The sequence below is a fragment of the Streptomyces sp. CC228A genome (genome assembly GCF_021390935.1).
In the GTDB taxonomy this organism is placed as follows: Bacteria; Actinomycetota; Actinomycetes; order Streptomycetales; family Streptomycetaceae; genus Streptomyces.
The window spans coordinates 329,561-343,061 of sequence record NZ_JAJPUI010000007.1 but is presented as its reverse complement, the minus strand read 5'-3'; the positions used below and the strand labels follow the sequence as shown (position 1 = coordinate 343,061).

The 13,501-nt window shown below is 71.2% G+C and carries 16 protein-coding genes and 1 pseudogene; 6 read left to right on the top strand and 11 right to left on the bottom strand.

The features are described 5' to 3' along the window. Positions 1-106 precede the first annotated feature (106 nt). The gene (locus L6E17_RS21460; RefSeq protein ID WP_236242371.1) at positions 107-1,387 is read left to right on the top strand and encodes a hypothetical protein; all 1,281 of its coding nucleotides are present in this window, start codon (positions 107-109) and stop codon (positions 1,385-1,387) included. Between the two features lie 296 nt (positions 1,388-1,683). On the opposite strand, the gene L6E17_RS21455 is transcribed toward L6E17_RS21460, so the two are convergent. From L6E17_RS21455 to L6E17_RS21420, 8 genes are all read right to left on the bottom strand, one after another. Further along, positions 1,684-2,559: a cytochrome c biogenesis CcdA family protein gene (locus tag L6E17_RS21455; protein ID WP_236242370.1), complete on the bottom strand. Its 876-nt coding sequence runs from the start codon at positions 2,557-2,559 to the stop codon at positions 1,684-1,686. Between the two features lie 7 nt (positions 2,560-2,566). Continuing rightward, positions 2,567-3,160, bottom strand: a complete 594-nt coding sequence (locus tag L6E17_RS21450) for a redoxin family protein (protein WP_236242369.1) — start codon at positions 3,158-3,160, stop codon at positions 2,567-2,569. Between the two features lie 99 nt (positions 3,161-3,259). Continuing rightward, a complete protein-coding gene (locus L6E17_RS21445; protein ID WP_236242368.1) occupies positions 3,260-3,976 on the bottom strand; it encodes a Crp/Fnr family transcriptional regulator in 717 nt (238 codons plus the stop codon). Between the two features lie 188 nt (positions 3,977-4,164). Continuing rightward, entirely contained in the window at positions 4,165-4,650 is a 486-nt protein-coding gene (locus tag L6E17_RS21440) for a hypothetical protein (RefSeq protein WP_236242367.1), read from the bottom strand. Between the two features lie 85 nt (positions 4,651-4,735). Beyond that, positions 4,736-5,557 carry a class I SAM-dependent methyltransferase gene (locus L6E17_RS21435; RefSeq protein ID WP_236242366.1) on the bottom strand — a complete coding sequence of 274 codons (822 nt, stop codon included), beginning with the start codon at positions 5,555-5,557 and terminating at the stop codon, positions 4,736-4,738. Continuing rightward, complete coding sequence (locus L6E17_RS21430; RefSeq protein WP_236242365.1) at positions 5,554-7,122, bottom strand: radical SAM protein; 1,569 nt, start codon at positions 7,120-7,122, stop codon at positions 5,554-5,556. Before L6E17_RS21430 ends, L6E17_RS21435 begins: the two co-directional genes overlap by 4 nt. A gap of 32 nt (positions 7,123-7,154) precedes the next feature. Then, positions 7,155-7,463, bottom strand: coding sequence for a mercury transporter (locus L6E17_RS21425; protein WP_236242364.1), 309 nt, complete (start codon positions 7,461-7,463; stop codon positions 7,155-7,157). Next, complete coding sequence (locus L6E17_RS21420; RefSeq protein WP_236242363.1) at positions 7,447-7,905, bottom strand: MauE/DoxX family redox-associated membrane protein; 459 nt, start codon at positions 7,903-7,905, stop codon at positions 7,447-7,449. The genes L6E17_RS21425 and L6E17_RS21420 overlap by 17 nt, the downstream gene beginning before the upstream one ends. A 180-nt stretch (positions 7,906-8,085) precedes the next feature. Between L6E17_RS21420 and L6E17_RS21415 the strand changes: the two genes are divergently transcribed. From L6E17_RS21415 to L6E17_RS31125, 3 genes and pseudogenes are all read left to right on the top strand, one after another. Continuing rightward, positions 8,086-9,063 (top strand): DUF3179 domain-containing protein, encoded by a 978-nt coding sequence (locus tag L6E17_RS21415; protein ID WP_236242362.1) that lies wholly within the window; start codon positions 8,086-8,088, stop codon positions 9,061-9,063. After that, positions 9,060-9,773, top strand: a complete 714-nt coding sequence (locus L6E17_RS21410) for a hypothetical protein (RefSeq protein WP_236242361.1) — start codon at positions 9,060-9,062, stop codon at positions 9,771-9,773. Before L6E17_RS21415 ends, L6E17_RS21410 begins: the two co-directional genes overlap by 4 nt. Before the next feature lie 164 nt (positions 9,774-9,937). Further along, positions 9,938-10,354: pseudogene (locus L6E17_RS31125) on the top strand (FAD-dependent oxidoreductase); the annotation flags it as partial. Between the two features lie 509 nt (positions 10,355-10,863). Here the strand turns inward: L6E17_RS31125 and L6E17_RS21400 are convergent. Next, positions 10,864-11,349: an SRPBCC family protein gene (locus tag L6E17_RS21400; RefSeq protein WP_236242360.1), complete on the bottom strand. Its 486-nt coding sequence runs from the start codon at positions 11,347-11,349 to the stop codon at positions 10,864-10,866. Between the two features lie 231 nt (positions 11,350-11,580). Between L6E17_RS21400 and L6E17_RS21395 the strand changes: the two genes are divergently transcribed. After that, complete coding sequence (locus tag L6E17_RS21395) at positions 11,581-12,252, top strand: CDP-alcohol phosphatidyltransferase family protein (protein ID WP_236242359.1); 672 nt, start codon at positions 11,581-11,583, stop codon at positions 12,250-12,252. Positions 12,253-12,262: 10 nt separating this feature from the next. Here the strand turns inward: L6E17_RS21395 and L6E17_RS21390 are convergent, their stop codons facing one another. Together L6E17_RS21390 and L6E17_RS21385 are read right to left on the bottom strand one after the other, a co-directional pair. Then, positions 12,263-12,577, bottom strand: coding sequence for a DUF427 domain-containing protein (locus tag L6E17_RS21390; protein WP_236242358.1), 315 nt, complete (start codon positions 12,575-12,577; stop codon positions 12,263-12,265). A gap of 73 nt (positions 12,578-12,650) precedes the next feature. Continuing rightward, the gene (locus L6E17_RS21385) at positions 12,651-13,076 is read right to left on the bottom strand and encodes a heavy metal-responsive transcriptional regulator (RefSeq protein WP_236242357.1); all 426 of its coding nucleotides are present in this window, start codon (positions 13,074-13,076) and stop codon (positions 12,651-12,653) included. 87 nt (positions 13,077-13,163) lie between these two features. Between L6E17_RS21385 and L6E17_RS21380 the strand changes: the two genes are divergently transcribed. Next, positions 13,164-13,499 (top strand): thioredoxin family protein, encoded by a 336-nt coding sequence (locus L6E17_RS21380; protein WP_236242356.1) that lies wholly within the window; start codon positions 13,164-13,166, stop codon positions 13,497-13,499. The last annotated feature ends 2 nt before the right edge of the window (positions 13,500-13,501 follow it).

Below are 13,501 nucleotides of genomic sequence, written 5' to 3'. Positions count from 1 at the left end.
ACTGACGGTGTTGACGGGCTGTTCGGGCTCTGCGTCGGATGCCGGTTCGTCCAAGCAGGGCGGTCCGGGCCCGCTGGATCGTTCCGAGCCGCTGGTCAAGTTGAGCGTGCCGTCGGCCTACGATGCGGCGAAGGGGTGGGACGAGAAGCTGGCGTGGGTGCCGGAGTCGGTGACGACGCTGCCGGTGACGGCCGTTCCGGGCACGCAGACGGTCGCGGTGATGCAGGTGGCCTCCAACGGCTACACGGTCACCGCGCGGTCGGGCAGCAGTGGCGAGGTCGCCTGGAGGTCAGCGCCGTGGAACCCGCCCACCCCCGTCGAGGGCGCAGAAGGCGAGGACACGACCGGCGAGGCCGCCGAGATCCCCGACGTGATGGGCTTCGAGCAGGACGGCCAGCGCTACGTGGTCGCGTACGCGCACGGCATGCGCGGCAAGGACGATCTCCACGAGGGCGTCGAGGTGGTACGCCTGGCCCTCTACCCGGCGGATGCTTCCGGGTCTGCGGTCAAGCCGGTGCGGGAGATCGACGTGCCCGTGTCCGCCGGCCCCGGGAAGATCCGCGTGCAGGCATCGGGCGGCAGGCTGGTGGTGGCCTGGGGCGAGGACGGCGCGTTCCCGCGCTCCTCGGCCGCGGTGGATGCCGCCACGGGCAAGACGACCGTGTACGAGGATGCCAACAAGCTGCTGCCGCAGTGCGAGAAGGCGGCCGCCTGCAACAGCAGCCGCGTCATGGCCGCCACCGGCGACGGGCCGCTGGTCGGCATGGGCGGCGGGGGCTTCGGCATCCCGGGGAAGTGGTTCAGCGACTCCATCCGGCCCAAGCAGGTGAACGCCACCACCGGCATCCTCGACTCCTGGAACGGCACCGTCTACGCCGCCGCACGGGGCCACGTGCTGGTCGGCTGGAACACCGGCGGCAGGTACGGCCGGGACGACAACGCCGTGTGGTCCGTGCACGATCTGCGTACCGGCACGCTCACCGCCCAGGTCGTCTGCGACTACGACATCCCCGACGAGACCAGCGCCAGCCGCGACTTCCCCGTCATCACCTCACCCGACGGACGCTACCTGGCCGCCGGCCCCCTCGCGTTCGACCTGCAGACCAAGCGGGGCATCTGCCTCCAGGGCGACGGCAACCGCAAGACCATCGTCCTGGCCTCCATACGCGACGACGGCACCGCGTACGGCGCTGTGCGCGACGACTCCATCGGCGGCGATACCGAACCCGTCCCCGCCCAGCTCAACCTCCGCACGGTCACCGGGGACCCGAAGGTTCTCAGCGTCGGCACCGAGGTCCCCTACCTGACCGCACCGGACGGTTCCGGCCTCTTCATCACCCGCAACACGGACAAGGACATCGTCGTCTCCGTGCGCGCCGACCGCTGATCGGCAGCCGGGCCGCGGCCAGGCCGCGACGGTGAAGACGCGGCACAGCCGCCGCTGAAGCGGCGGCTGTGCCCCGAGCACGAGCCGCACCGGCTGCGCATGTACCGGCGTTCCGGTGGCGACAACGGCCTGCACCACCGAGGCCGGCAGGACACTCCCGCGGCGTCCTGCCCGTCAGCCGCAAAACCGGCCCGTGTCGTCCGGCCGGTGTTCACTCCGGCAGTCTGCTGTCGAAGAGAGCGCGGACCGCGATCTGCTGGAGGGCCCCGCTCGGGACCCCTACAGCTGGGGTCCCCTCAGGAATGTTGCGATTCGGTGTCGGAGCGGTCCTTGCGGCTGGCTCGTCGGCGACGGACCACCAGTGCCGCCAGGAGCAGGAGCGCGAAGAGGGCGGCGATCACGGCGGGGCCGAGTCCGTCCAGGGCGTCGGCGATCGCGCGCTGGAGGGTGCCGGCTGCGTCGATGACGGGGTCGGTGGTGGCGGGGTCGCGCTGGACGCGGATCTCGTACCAGCCGTAGTAGGCGACGTAGGCGCCGACCAGGAGGAGCAGGGCGCCGCCGAGGCGGGGGGCGATCGCGCCGAGGCGGCGCAGGCGGGTGACGGCGGTGGTGCGAGTGAGGGCGACGGTCAGGGACGCGGCGCCGACGATCAGGCCCATGCCGGCCGCGTAGGCGGTGAACAGGGCGATGCCTTCGCCGGTGGAGCCGGTACGGAAGGCGGAGACGACGATGGCGAGGAAGGGGGCGATGGTGCAGCCCAGGGAGGCGGTGGCGTACGCCATGCCGAACAGTGCCATCGAGGGCAGGGAGCGGGTGACCTTGGGTGCCCGGCGGAGCTTGGGGGCCAGGGCGGGCAGCTGGCGGCCGGCGAGCAGCCATCCGCCCGCGGTGGCTATGAGCAGACCGAAGGCGATGGTGAACCAGGGCAGGTGCTGCTGGACCTGTCCGGCGACGGGTTGGATGGCGAGGCCGAAGACGCCGAACAGGGCGGCGAATCCGGCGGTGATCGCTGCGGTGGCGGCGAGTGCCCGGCCGACGGCGACGGTGCGGCTGGGGGTGTCGTCGCCGAGGACGAGCAGGGAGAGGTAGGCGGGCAGCAGGGCGAAGCCGCACGGGTTGACGGCGGCGAGCATCCCGGCGCCGAGCGCGAGGGCGACAGGCACATCAGACATGGGGGGATCAGCCGGTGAGTTCGGCGACCTTCTCGGCCAGGCCCTTACCGCCCGGTAGCACGCCTTCGTAGACGGTGGTGCCGTCCTTGTCGAGGATGACGTAGCGGCTCTGCTCGGTGACCTTGAACCGCTTCCACACCTCGCCCCTCTCGTCGGACAGGTGAGGGAAGGATCCGGTGCCGGTGTCGGCGACGAAGTCCTTCATGGCGGTGTTCTTGTCGAGGCCGGCGACACCGACGACGTTCACCTTGCCTGCGTTGTCGGCGGCGACCTTGGCGGTCTCGGCGGCCTGGGCCTTGCACTTGGGGCACCAGGGCGCCCAGAACCACAGCACCGTGGGCTTGCCCGCGAGCATCTTCGCGTCGAACGGCTGGCCGTCCACGGTGGTGGCCGCGAAGTTCAGGGCCGTGGGCACCTTGGCCCCGTCCGCTCCGGTGCCGCTCCCGTCTGAGCCGGCCGGCGGCTGGGCGGTCGCTGACGCCGCTGATGGGGAGAGGGCCCCCGCATCGCCTGCGGCATCGGCACTGCCGTTCGAGCCGCACCCGGTGAGGGCGAGCAGGGCGGCGGCGAGGGTGGCCGGAAGGACGGTGCGGGCGCGCATGGATGACTCCTGTGTGTCGGGGACCGGAGGCGAGACTAGATCGCGTCCTCGGGTCGCGGGTGTGGTGGTGGCCTTACGGTTCGGTGACGCTTGCAGGGGTCAGCCCGCCGCGTCCTGGAGCCGCTCGCGGTCGAGCACCGTGATGCGGCCGCGGGCGAGCCTGAGAAGCCCTCGGTCCTCCATCTCGCGCAGCACTTTGGTGCACGTTTCACGGGAGGTGCCGGCGAGGGCGGCGAGCTGTTCGTGGGTGAGGGCGATCTGGGGGTGGCGTCCGCCCGGCCGCAGTGGGCTGCCGGACGGCTGGGCGGCACTGCGGGTGACCAGGGTGGTGGCCACACGCTGGGCGACGGTCTTGAAGACGCTGTCGGACAGCCGCTGTTCGAGGTCGGACAGGCGGCGGCCGAGGATCGCGGTGATACGGGCGGCGATCCGGGCGTCCGAAAGCAGGAACTTGTGTACGTCCGCGCGGCTCATCACGCAGACGACGGTGTCGTCGAGGGCTTCGGCGTAGTTGTCGTACATGTGCTGTCCGAGCAGGACCATCTCGCCGAAGATGGTGCCCGGGGAGATGATCGCGGTCGTCAGCGCGCGGCCGTCGGCGGAGACCCGGAAGACGCGGACCCGGCCCTTCTTGAGGATGAAGAGCACCTCGGAGGGCTGGGTGGGCGAGTAGAGGATCTCGCCCGCGTGGTAGGTCTTCATCGGTGCCGCGGCGGCGATGGCTTCCATCTCCGCTTCGTTCAGGTCGCAGAAGATGTCGACCTCGGCCAGACACCAGGTCCGCTCGGCCTCGTCGTCCGATGTGGCGTGGTTCATGCGGTGCGTTTCCTCGCGTCGTCCCGGGGCCCATGGTGGGGGTGCGACGCCCCACGCCGGGCTGGCCAGCGCCTCTGCGCTGCTGGCCAGACAGTAGGGCACGCCTCCGCCGTCGATGGCTATGCGACGCGGTGCCGCGCCCCGTGGTGGGGTGATCGGGCCGGGTGGTGAGGTGGGAGCCTCGCGGTTCATCGGCGAGCCGGGCCGGTGCGCTTGCCCATCGCCTGGGCGATGCCGGCGAACGTGGCTCCGGCGAGCAGGCCGAAGACGAGATGGGCGCCGAGACTGGAGGCGGTGACGTCGTTCCACTCGAAGACGGGCATGCCCATGTTGGCGGGCATGATCCACAGGGCGCCGAGAGTCCACCACACCGCGCCGTAGGCCAGGCCGAGGACGATGGCGGGGGCGAGGCGCTGGGCGAACTGGCCCAGCACCACGCCGAAGGTGATGCCGGCGAAGGTGGCGATCCCGAGGTGGATCAGCCATCCGGCGAAGGCGTTGGTGGAGCCGAGGAGCCCTGCGACCATGGTGATCATGGCGGTGTCCATCACGGGGCGGGACACCGACATCCAGATGCCCATCCCGATGCCGCCGACGAGCCCGGCCGCGGCGCCCCACACGGCGTACATCGGGATCGCGGCTGTCTTCGGGGATGCCTGCACGGTGGTGGCCATGGTGATCGTCCTCTCTCTTGCGGTGACTTTGTCGTTCTCGTCGCTGACGCTAGGACGCAGGGCTCATGCAGGTATGTGAGGGCGCTTACGTACCCGGCGGTAGATCGCCGGGGCCGTCAGGGTGAGGCTTCACGGCGGTCAGCAGGGCGTAGCCGAGTACGCCGTCGGTGACGGCGGCGCGGGCCGCGTCCAGGACGGCCGGGGCCGCGGTCAGGTCGACGCCGGCGTCGGCGAGCCGGGCTGGGGCGGTGATGCGCAGCAGGTCCAGGCGGGCCTGGACCTGGTCGATCATGCGGATCATCGCCTCGTCGTGGCGTTCAGCGGTGAGGGTGCGCAGCCCGGCAGCGGCGAGGAGCTCGGCGTAGTCGTCGAGCGGGCGGGCGTCGGCGATGCAGGCGATGCGGGCGGTCAGCCCGCGCAGCTCGGGCGGGAGGCGGTCGGTGTCGGCGGTGACGTCGGTGATGCCGAGGCGTCCGCCGGGTTTCAGGACGCGGGCGACTTCGGCTGCGGCCCTGGGCTTGTCGGGGAAGGTGCACAGCGCGCACTCGGACACCACCGCGTCGAAGACCTCGTCGTCGTAGGGCAGGTGTTCGGCGTCGCCGGTGGTGAAGACGGCCCGCTCGGCCAGCCCTGCGGCTTCGGCGGCTCCTTGGGCGAGGGCGGTGTTGGCCGGCGCGTAGTCGATGCCGTCTGCTCGCACCCCGTAGACGTCGGCGAGCAGCAGCGCGGTGGTGCCGCGGCCCGAGGCGACGTCGAGGACCCGCCCGCCGGGAGTGAGCGCGAGCCGGTCGGCGAGGCGGCGGGTCAGGGCGGTGCCGCCGGGGTGGTAGGAGTCCCCGAGCAGCAGCGCGACGATGTCCTTGGAGTAGGCGTCCGCGCAGCAGGACTTGATCTCCTCGGGGTTCACGGCCAGCGCTCCTCGCTTCCGGTGCGGGTGGTCTTCGAGCCGTACGGGGTCGTCGTCAACCGGCCCGCGAGAGGCAGCGCGTTCGGTGCGACCGGGGCGACGGGGACGCCGGACATCTGCTCGCGGACCTGTTCGCGGTAGCCGACGGAGTTGTAGGCGCAGAAGGGGATGAGCCGTCCGTCGGGGGTGATCTCCTCGACGCAGCACTTCATCAGCTGCTTGACGTTGAGGGTGTAGGGGTCCTGGAAGTCCTGTACGACGATCATGAACGCCTTGTCGTTCAGCTGCTTGACGGTCTCGGGCAGGTCGATGCCGCAGGCGTCGGCGCAGTCCAGGGCCTCGGCGGTCGCGCGGAGCTTCTCCTCGGTCGTCTCGGTCCCCATGAAGGCGGAGGCCGACCACAGTTTCTCCAGGGCCTCGCGGATGCCGGCGTCGGGCATGACGCGGTTGGTGACGTAGTCGAGGTAGTCCTCCACGTTCAGCAGCCGCGGGATGGGCACGACGGTGCGGTTGCCCGGTTCTCCGTCGACCAGGAGGTAGGTGATGGAGCGGCAGGTGGGGAAGCAGCACGGTACGGGGAAAAAGTCGCCCTTCTGGAACCAGGCGGGGCGCTGGGCGTTGATGAGCCGGATGACGTCGGGGTTGGTGAGCCGCCGCAGCGGGTCGAAGGGCACGTGCCGGCCGGAGTGGGTGACCGGCTGGAACGCCACCGAGCGGACGGCGGGGTGGTCGATGCCGTACTCGATGATCGCCCCGAGTTCGTGCTCGTTCAGGCCGCGCTCGACGGCCGCGACGAGGGTGACGGTCAGCCCGGCTTCCGCGCAGTTGTCCAGCGCCCGCTGCTTGAACGTGCGCAGGTCCCGGCCGCGGATCTCCAGGTGGGTGCGCTCGTCGAAGCCGTCGAACTGGAGGTAGACGTTCACCGACCTGCCCGGGACCTGGTTGCGTTTGCCGAGTTCGGCGACGAAGTTCTTGTCGGTGGCCAGGCGGATGCCGTTGGTGTTCAGGTTGACGTTGCGGATCGGGCGGGCCTGGGCGAGGTCGATGAAGTCGAGGATGTGCTTGTGGATGGTGGGCTCGCCGCCGGAGAACATCACCACCTCCGCCTCGCCCTCGGAGGCGACGAAGGCGTCGAGCATGGTCGCGCACTGCTCGTGGGTGATGGAGTAGCCGTCGCTCTGGTGGCCGGAGTCGGCGAAGCAGATCGGGCAGTCCAGGTTGCAGCCGGTGTTGACCTCGATGATGCCCAGGCAGGCGTGCTGCTTGTGCTCCGGGCACAGCCCGCAGTCCGAGGGGCAGCCGTCCTTCACCTCCGTCTGGAACGTCAGGGGGATCGTGCCGGGCTTGTTGAACCGCGCCGAGGACAGATACTCGTCCGCGTCCCCGTACACCAGAGCCTCGAACTCGCCGTGCTCGCGGCAGCGTTTGCGCAGATACACCTTGTCCGCGCGGATGTTGACCTGCGCGTCGACGGGTGTCTTGCACAGGGGACAGATGGACTTGGTGAACTCCACGAACACCTCGTCCCGGTCCGCCTTGCGCCTCGGCGCTGGTGCCTGGGTCATCGCAGATCTCCTTCTTCCGCCGGGGCCTGGGTTTAGCGGACGTCGCCGCCCGGATCGACTTCTTCGTGTGGGTGGGGGCCGGCGGGGACGGTCGTGCAGCACTCGGCCAGCCCGGCGCCCCGGCGGCGACGCGCTCGGCAGCGCAGGGCATAGCCGGCGCCGGCGAGCAGCACGACCGCACCGACAGTGATCAGCCACCAGTTGGCCAGGGCACCTCCGACGGCGCCAAGTGCTCCACCGGCCACGAGCAGCGGACCCGCGCAGCACACCACCATCAGGAGCCCTGCACCCACGGCCGCCGCGATGCCGCCGAGACCGGACCGTTCACGGGATACGGACATCACCTCTCGCCTCCTCCCCTTCGTCGGAGGGCAGCGGGGCGGGCGGCCGGCGGGCGGAGCGGATCAGGATGCCCGCGTAGAGCAGGGTCAGGGCGTCCTGCAGCAGCACGAACCAGCTCAGCTTCTGCGTGAGGTAGAGGCCGAAGCAGCCGCAGTTGTCCACCGCCAGCCCCCGCGCGTACGCCTGCACGGCCAGCACCGTCCACACCACCGATACACCCGTGTACACCCACACCGGCGCCAGGGCCTTCGACCGCGGGCGGGCCAGGAACCAGACGCCCGCCACCAGCTCGCCCGCGATCAGTGCCACGGCCAGCGCGGTCGTCCCGGCGCCGTCCACCAGCCCGTACGCGGCCAGAATCCCGGGCATGTGCCCGAAGGAGGCGAGCTGGCCGATCGCCATCGCCGTGTACACCGTCCCGAGCACGATCCGCAGCACCATGATCCGACCGTAGGCCGCCAAGGAGGGCGAGAACTGTAAGCGCGCTCACCGAAGCGCTGCCCGACACAGGGCACGATCGGCAGTACGAATCCCATCGGGTTCGGGAGGTGCCAGGTGACCGGCCAGAACGATCGGAAACCCCCTCGCCCGTCGCGGCGACAGATACTCAAGGGCGGGGCCGTGGTCTGCGCCATCAGCCTCGTGCTCGCAGGCGGGGCGATCCTCGGCGGGAAACTGGCCTCAGACGGGCCCTCCGACCCCGTGACCGCCGTACAGCCGGGCCAGGACCCTTCGCTGGAGGCGCTCGCCGGCGCCGCCGTGTCCGGCGGGCCGGGCAAGGACGGCATCCCCTCCATCGACAAGCCCCGCTTCGTGACGGCGAGCAAGGCCGGCTTCCTCGACGACGACGATCCGGTCTTCGGCTTGGAGCACCGCGGCGAAGTGAGGGCCTACCCGCAGCTGGTGCTGGTGTGGCACGAGATCGTCAACGACACCGTCGGCGGCGAACCCCTCGCGGTCACCTACTGCCCGCTGACCGGCACAGTCATCGCCTTCTCCGCCCCGCCCGGCGTCCAGGACCTGACGTTCGGCACCACCGGCAAGCTCGTCAACTCCAACCTGCTGATGTACGACCGGCAGACCGGCTCCGAGTGGCCCCAGCTGATTGGCACCGCGATCAGCGGCCCGCTCAAGGGAACGAAGCTGGACACCGTCCCGCTGGTGTGGACGACGTGGAAGCAGTGGCGGACCGCGCACCCCGACACCGAGGTGCTGTCCACCGACACCGGGGCTCTGCGCAGTTACGGCAGCGACCCGTACGGCTCCTACGACTCCTACCCGGACCGGGGCGGCTACTACGCCAAGGGCCGGCCGATCTTCCCCGTGCTCGCCTCCAGCGACCGGCTCGCCGATAAGGACGTCGTCATCGGCGTCCGCGTCGGTAAGGAGCGCCTCGCCATCGACAAGGAACTCGTCCGCACGCACCGGACCGTACGCGCCGAGGTAGGCGGCACGCGGGTGGAGGCCCGCTGGGACGACCGGCTCGGCACCGCCCGCGTCGTCCAGCAGACATCGGAAGGGTGGGAGCCGGCAGACTTCCTCGACTCGATGTGGTTCGCCTGGTACGCGTTCTACCCGGGCGGCCAGGTGCGGACATGAGCAGGTTGCTCACCTTCCTCGCCAGGACAGGCGACGCCTGGGACGCCACCGTCGTCGCGATCGGGACCACGCCCGGTCGGGTGCGTGCCGCCCTCGCTGTGCGCCGCCACCGCAGGACCGGGCTGATCGCCGCGAGCCTCACCCTGCTGGTGTACCTGTTCTCCATCGGGGACCTCGCCGTTTCGGCCTCCGGCCGCTTCACCGGCGCACCCGTGTTCCAGACCGCCCCCGGACAGCTGCTTCAGGTCCGCGCGCCGTACCTGTTCGAGCCGGTCCTCGCCTGGCACCCCACCAGCCACCTCGCCATCCTCCTCAGCCCGGTCAACCTGTTGCTCGGCGCCGTCGTGGCGGCCCTCGTCGGCTGCAACATCGCCGTGGCCGCCCACGCCGCCCGGCAGGCCGCCTCCTGCCGACGCACCCGCTACGCCCGGCTGCTGGGCGCGCTCCCGACGTTCCTGCTCGGATTCGCCTGCTGCGTACCCACATTCCTGCTCGTCCTGGGCGCGAGCACCGCCGCCGCACTCCTGCCGGTCCTGATCCCACTGCGCCCGGTCTTCTACCCACTCACCCTGCTGATGCTCACCGGCACGCTGGTATGGGGCACCTCGCGCACGGGCCGCTCCCGGCGGCCTACCCCTCACGCGGGTGACAACGGCGACGCGGCGGCGCGGGCGCCCTCTGTCGTCCCGGATACGCCGGATACGCAATGACCAAGACCCTCGAACGCGGGTGATCAAGGAGGCCCTCGTGGCGCGGATTCAGGAAGTCGATGTGGTGGTGATCGGCATGGGCGTCGGGGTGAGCATGTCGCCCAGCGGCTGGCCGAGGAAGGGCTGGACGTGGTCGGGGCGGAGGCGGAACTGGTCGGTGGCGAGTGCCCGTACTGGGCGTGTATCCCGAGCAAGATGATGATCCGCGCCGGCAATCTCCTCGCCGAGTCGCGGCGGGTGCCCGGCATGGCCGGAGACTCCCAAGTGACCCCGGACTTCACGCCGGTCGCCGCCCGGATCCGGGACGAGGCCACCGACGACTGGAACGACCAGGTGGCCGTCGACCAGTTCACCCGCAAGGGCGGGCGCTTCGTCCGCGGCCGGGCCCGCCTGTGTTCGCGGTCCGGCGCGCGGTGGTACTGGCCACCGGCAGCCGCCCGCAGATCCCGCCCGTTCCCGGGCTGGAAGGCGTGCCGTACTGGACGAACCGGCAGGCGGTCTCGGTCAAGGAGCCGCCGGCCTCGCTGCTCGTGCTCGGCGGCGGCGCGATCGGCGTGGAGCTGGCACAGGCGTTCTCCCGCTTCGGCACCGCGGTGACCGTCGTGGAAGCGATGGAGCGGCTGCTGCCCGCGGAACGAGATTCCCGTCGAGCGGCTGCGCCACATGATGTTCGCCTACCCCACCTTCCACCGCGCCGTGGAAGACGCCCTGGCCGACCTCGGCCATGGCGACTGACCGCCCAGGGGGCACGGACGCACCACAGCGGGGCGGCCGACCCCGCGCCCGGCCGGTCAACGGTGAGGAGGAGGCAGCCAGCAGAACACCGCCCGCGTGAGCGCCCTGGTCAGCCAGTCGCCCACTCGATCACGCGCCCGCACCGGACCCCGGGCACCGCGGGAGGCGGCCAGCCCCTCAGGCGCTGGCGCGCCGCCCGGCGCCGGCCTCAACTCATGCTGCGTCCCGGCCCGCCGGGCCAGCCCGCTCGGCCGCGCCACCATGTCTCATCGCCGCCTTCCCTCTCGGTGCGAACAGATACGCCGCCCGCACTCCACCGCGTCCGTCGGCTCGCCGTGCGGTACCGGCGAGCCGCTCACCTCAGAGCCGAGCGCCGCTCTGCCTCTTGCCGGACCGCGCCCAGGGAGGCCGCGACGGTCGCTTCCCACCGGGGGGCGACCAGGCCGCCCCACCACTGTCCGGCCCGCCACAGGTCCGTGGCGAGCTCGCCCTCGTAGACCAGCCGCGTACCGGACTCGTGCTCGGTGAGGGCGAAGGATTCGGTGACCGCCGGGACGGGCCCGCGCACCAGGCGGAAGTCGACTCTTTCTGGGCGGGTGAACCGCACCGTCTCCATGGTCGTCGCCGTCAGCCGCCCGCCCGCGACCGGGGTGCGATGGGCGGCGAGCACCATGTCGCTGCCCTGTTCCAGCACGCTGACCTTCTCGCGCATTGCTCGGGTGGCCCTGCCCAGATACGGCTGGGCGATGACGTCGAACACCACCTCACGCGGCGCCGCGATGTCGACGGTCTGCGGCCCCAGCGGCCGTGCGCGCCGCCCGACTCCCACATCCAGCGGCATTGCCCCGGTCACCAGCCCCAGATACCCGGCCGCCGCGCCTACGCCCGCTACGGTCACCGCTCCCAGAGCACCGATCCACGCCATTGCCCGACCTCTCCACGCATCTGTCCCCGTCTCACCTACGACGCTAGGCCGGGCATGTACGCCGATCAGTGAGCGCGCTCACCGTTCTCCCGGCGCGTCGGCCCCTACCCTGATCGCCATAGCCGTCGTGGTGGAGGACCAAGGAACGTGGAGCCTGTTTCCGAGATGGCCGGCAGTCGTGCCGCGACGAACGCGCTGCTGGCCGGTCTGCGCGCAGACAACCTCTCTCCGGCCGCCGTCGTGAGCTTCCTCGGACAGGCCGCACACCGGTCGCTGCTCCAGGCCGCCCGCCGCCCCCGAGCGTTGGCCGAGCTCACCGCCCTGCACGGCGTCCTATACCGGCTGGCGCGTGGCAGGCGGCCAGGGCGGCGCTGGGTGGCCGCCAGCTGGGTCCTCGCCGCCTCGCACCTGGGGCTGCTGGAGCATCGCACCCGCCTGACCGCCGCAGACATCCTGACGCTGCTGCGCGCCAACCTCCCCGCCCTGCCCGGCGGAACCGGCCGCGCCTCCGGCGTCCTGGCGGTCGGCCTTGATCTCGCCGACGGGCGCCTCGCCCGCCATCAGGGCACGACCTCCCCCTTCGGCGACTACGCCGACACCTTCGCCGACGCCGTGTTCTGGACGTGGCTCACCCTGCGCCACGAACCCAACCCCGCCGTACGGGCGGCGGCCATCGCCGCCTGGGCGCTGCCCGTCGTCACCGTCACCTGCCTCGCCCTGCGCCGCGGCGCCATGCCCGCGCGGCCCCGGCCCGTCCTGCTGCGCCCGGCCGCCGCCCTTCAGGCCGTCGTCGCCCTCCGGCACCTGACCCGCCGCTGACCCGCCTCGGTCACTGCCCGCCGTCTGCCGACGCCTCCGGCGTGCCCTCGACCCGTACGCCCTGCCAGAACGCCACATGGTCCTTGATCTTCCGGGCCAGAGGGCTGGGCTTGGGGTAGTACCAGGCGGCATCCGGATTCGTCAGCCCGTCGACCTCGAGGCTGTAGTAGCGGGCTACTCCCTTCCAGAAGCAGATCGACCTGGTCCTGCTCGGCGTGAGGTACTGCCGGTGCAGCGACTCGGGCGGGAAGTAGTGGTTGCCCTCGACGATCACCGTGCGCGGAGCCTCCGCGATCACCGTTCCGTTCCACACCGCACGCAGCATGGCCTGCTCCTCTACCTGAACGGGACCGGTATGTCCCGGGGGCCCTCACGCTAGGCGGGCCCGGCCGGACAGTTCAGTGAGGACGCTCACCAACCGCGCTGCCCGCCCCGGTGAGGATGCGACACACCTCGACGTCGGTGCAGTCGGCCGGATCGGTCGCGGCGCCCCGCTCCGCAAGCCCCCGCAGCACCGCCCTGGTGGCGCGCAGCTCGGCCAGACGCCGGTCGATGTCCTGAAGATGCGCCTCGACGAGAGCCGTGACATGGGCGCAGGGAGAGGCCCCGGCATCACGCAGAGCGAGCACGGAGCGGATCTCGGCCAGGCTCAGCCCCGCACCCTGGGCGTCACGGATGAACGCCAGCCGCTGCACCGTCTGCTGCGGGTAGTCGCGATAGCCGCCCGCGGTGCGGGGCGGGGCGGGCAGCAGCCCGGCCTGCTCGTAGAACCGGAGCGTCTTCGCCGTCACCCCGCTGACGGCAGCAAGGTCACCGATGCGCATACCTCCAGGCTAGCCCTTGACCTTCCAGCGCACTGGAAGGTCTACCGTCCACACACCAGGAAGAACCACGTCAGGAAGGGGTCCGCCATGAACCACTCCAAGACTGAGACGGCGCGCCTTACGGTGCTGACCGTGCCCGACTGCCCGAACGCCCCGCTCATCCGCGAGCGCATCACCGAGGCTCTCCAAGGCTGGGTCGTATCGGTGGAATGGATCGAGGTCCATGACGCGGACGAGGCTGTCAGGCTGGGGATGTCGGGCTCGCCCACCCTCCTGCTGGACGGAGCCGACCCGTTCGCAGCGGAGGGACTCCAAGCGGGTCTGTCCTGCCGGCTCTACCGCCATGCCGACGGCGCGACCGAGGGTGCACCGGCCACTGCGGACCTGCACCGAGTCCTGACTGAGAGCGGTGTGCTGCCCTGACC

Bases quoted from the DNA above. Each gene is read 5' to 3' on its own strand.
- L6E17_RS21455 (WP_236242370.1), bottom strand. From the start codon at position 2,559: ATGTCTGATGTGCCTGTCGCCCTCGCGCTCGGCGCCGGGATGCTCGCC.
- L6E17_RS21450 (WP_236242369.1), bottom strand. From the start codon at position 3,160: ATGCGCGCCCGCACCGTCCTTCCGGCCACCCTCGCCGCCGCCCTGCTC.
- L6E17_RS21445 (WP_236242368.1), bottom strand. From the start codon at position 3,976: ATGAACCACGCCACATCGGACGACGAGGCCGAGCGGACCTGGTGTCTG.
- L6E17_RS21440 (WP_236242367.1), bottom strand. From the start codon at position 4,650: ATGGCCACCACCGTGCAGGCATCCCCGAAGACAGCCGCGATCCCGATG.
- L6E17_RS21430 (WP_236242365.1), bottom strand. From the start codon at position 7,122: ATGACCCAGGCACCAGCGCCGAGGCGCAAGGCGGACCGGGACGAGGTG.
- L6E17_RS21425 (WP_236242364.1), bottom strand. From the start codon at position 7,463: ATGTCCGTATCCCGTGAACGGTCCGGTCTCGGCGGCATCGCGGCGGCC.
- L6E17_RS21420 (WP_236242363.1), bottom strand. From the start codon at position 7,905: ATGGTGCTGCGGATCGTGCTCGGGACGGTGTACACGGCGATGGCGATC.
- L6E17_RS21410 (WP_236242361.1), top strand. From the start codon at position 9,060: ATGAGCAGGTTGCTCACCTTCCTCGCCAGGACAGGCGACGCCTGGGAC.
- L6E17_RS21400 (WP_236242360.1), bottom strand. From the start codon at position 11,349: ATGCCGCTGGATGTGGGAGTCGGGCGGCGCGCACGGCCGCTGGGGCCG.
- L6E17_RS21390 (WP_236242358.1), bottom strand. From the start codon at position 12,577: ATGCTGCGTGCGGTGTGGAACGGAACGGTGATCGCGGAGGCTCCGCGC.
- L6E17_RS21385 (WP_236242357.1), bottom strand. From the start codon at position 13,076: ATGCGCATCGGTGACCTTGCTGCCGTCAGCGGGGTGACGGCGAAGACG.
- L6E17_RS21380 (WP_236242356.1), top strand. From the start codon at position 13,164: ATGAACCACTCCAAGACTGAGACGGCGCGCCTTACGGTGCTGACCGTG.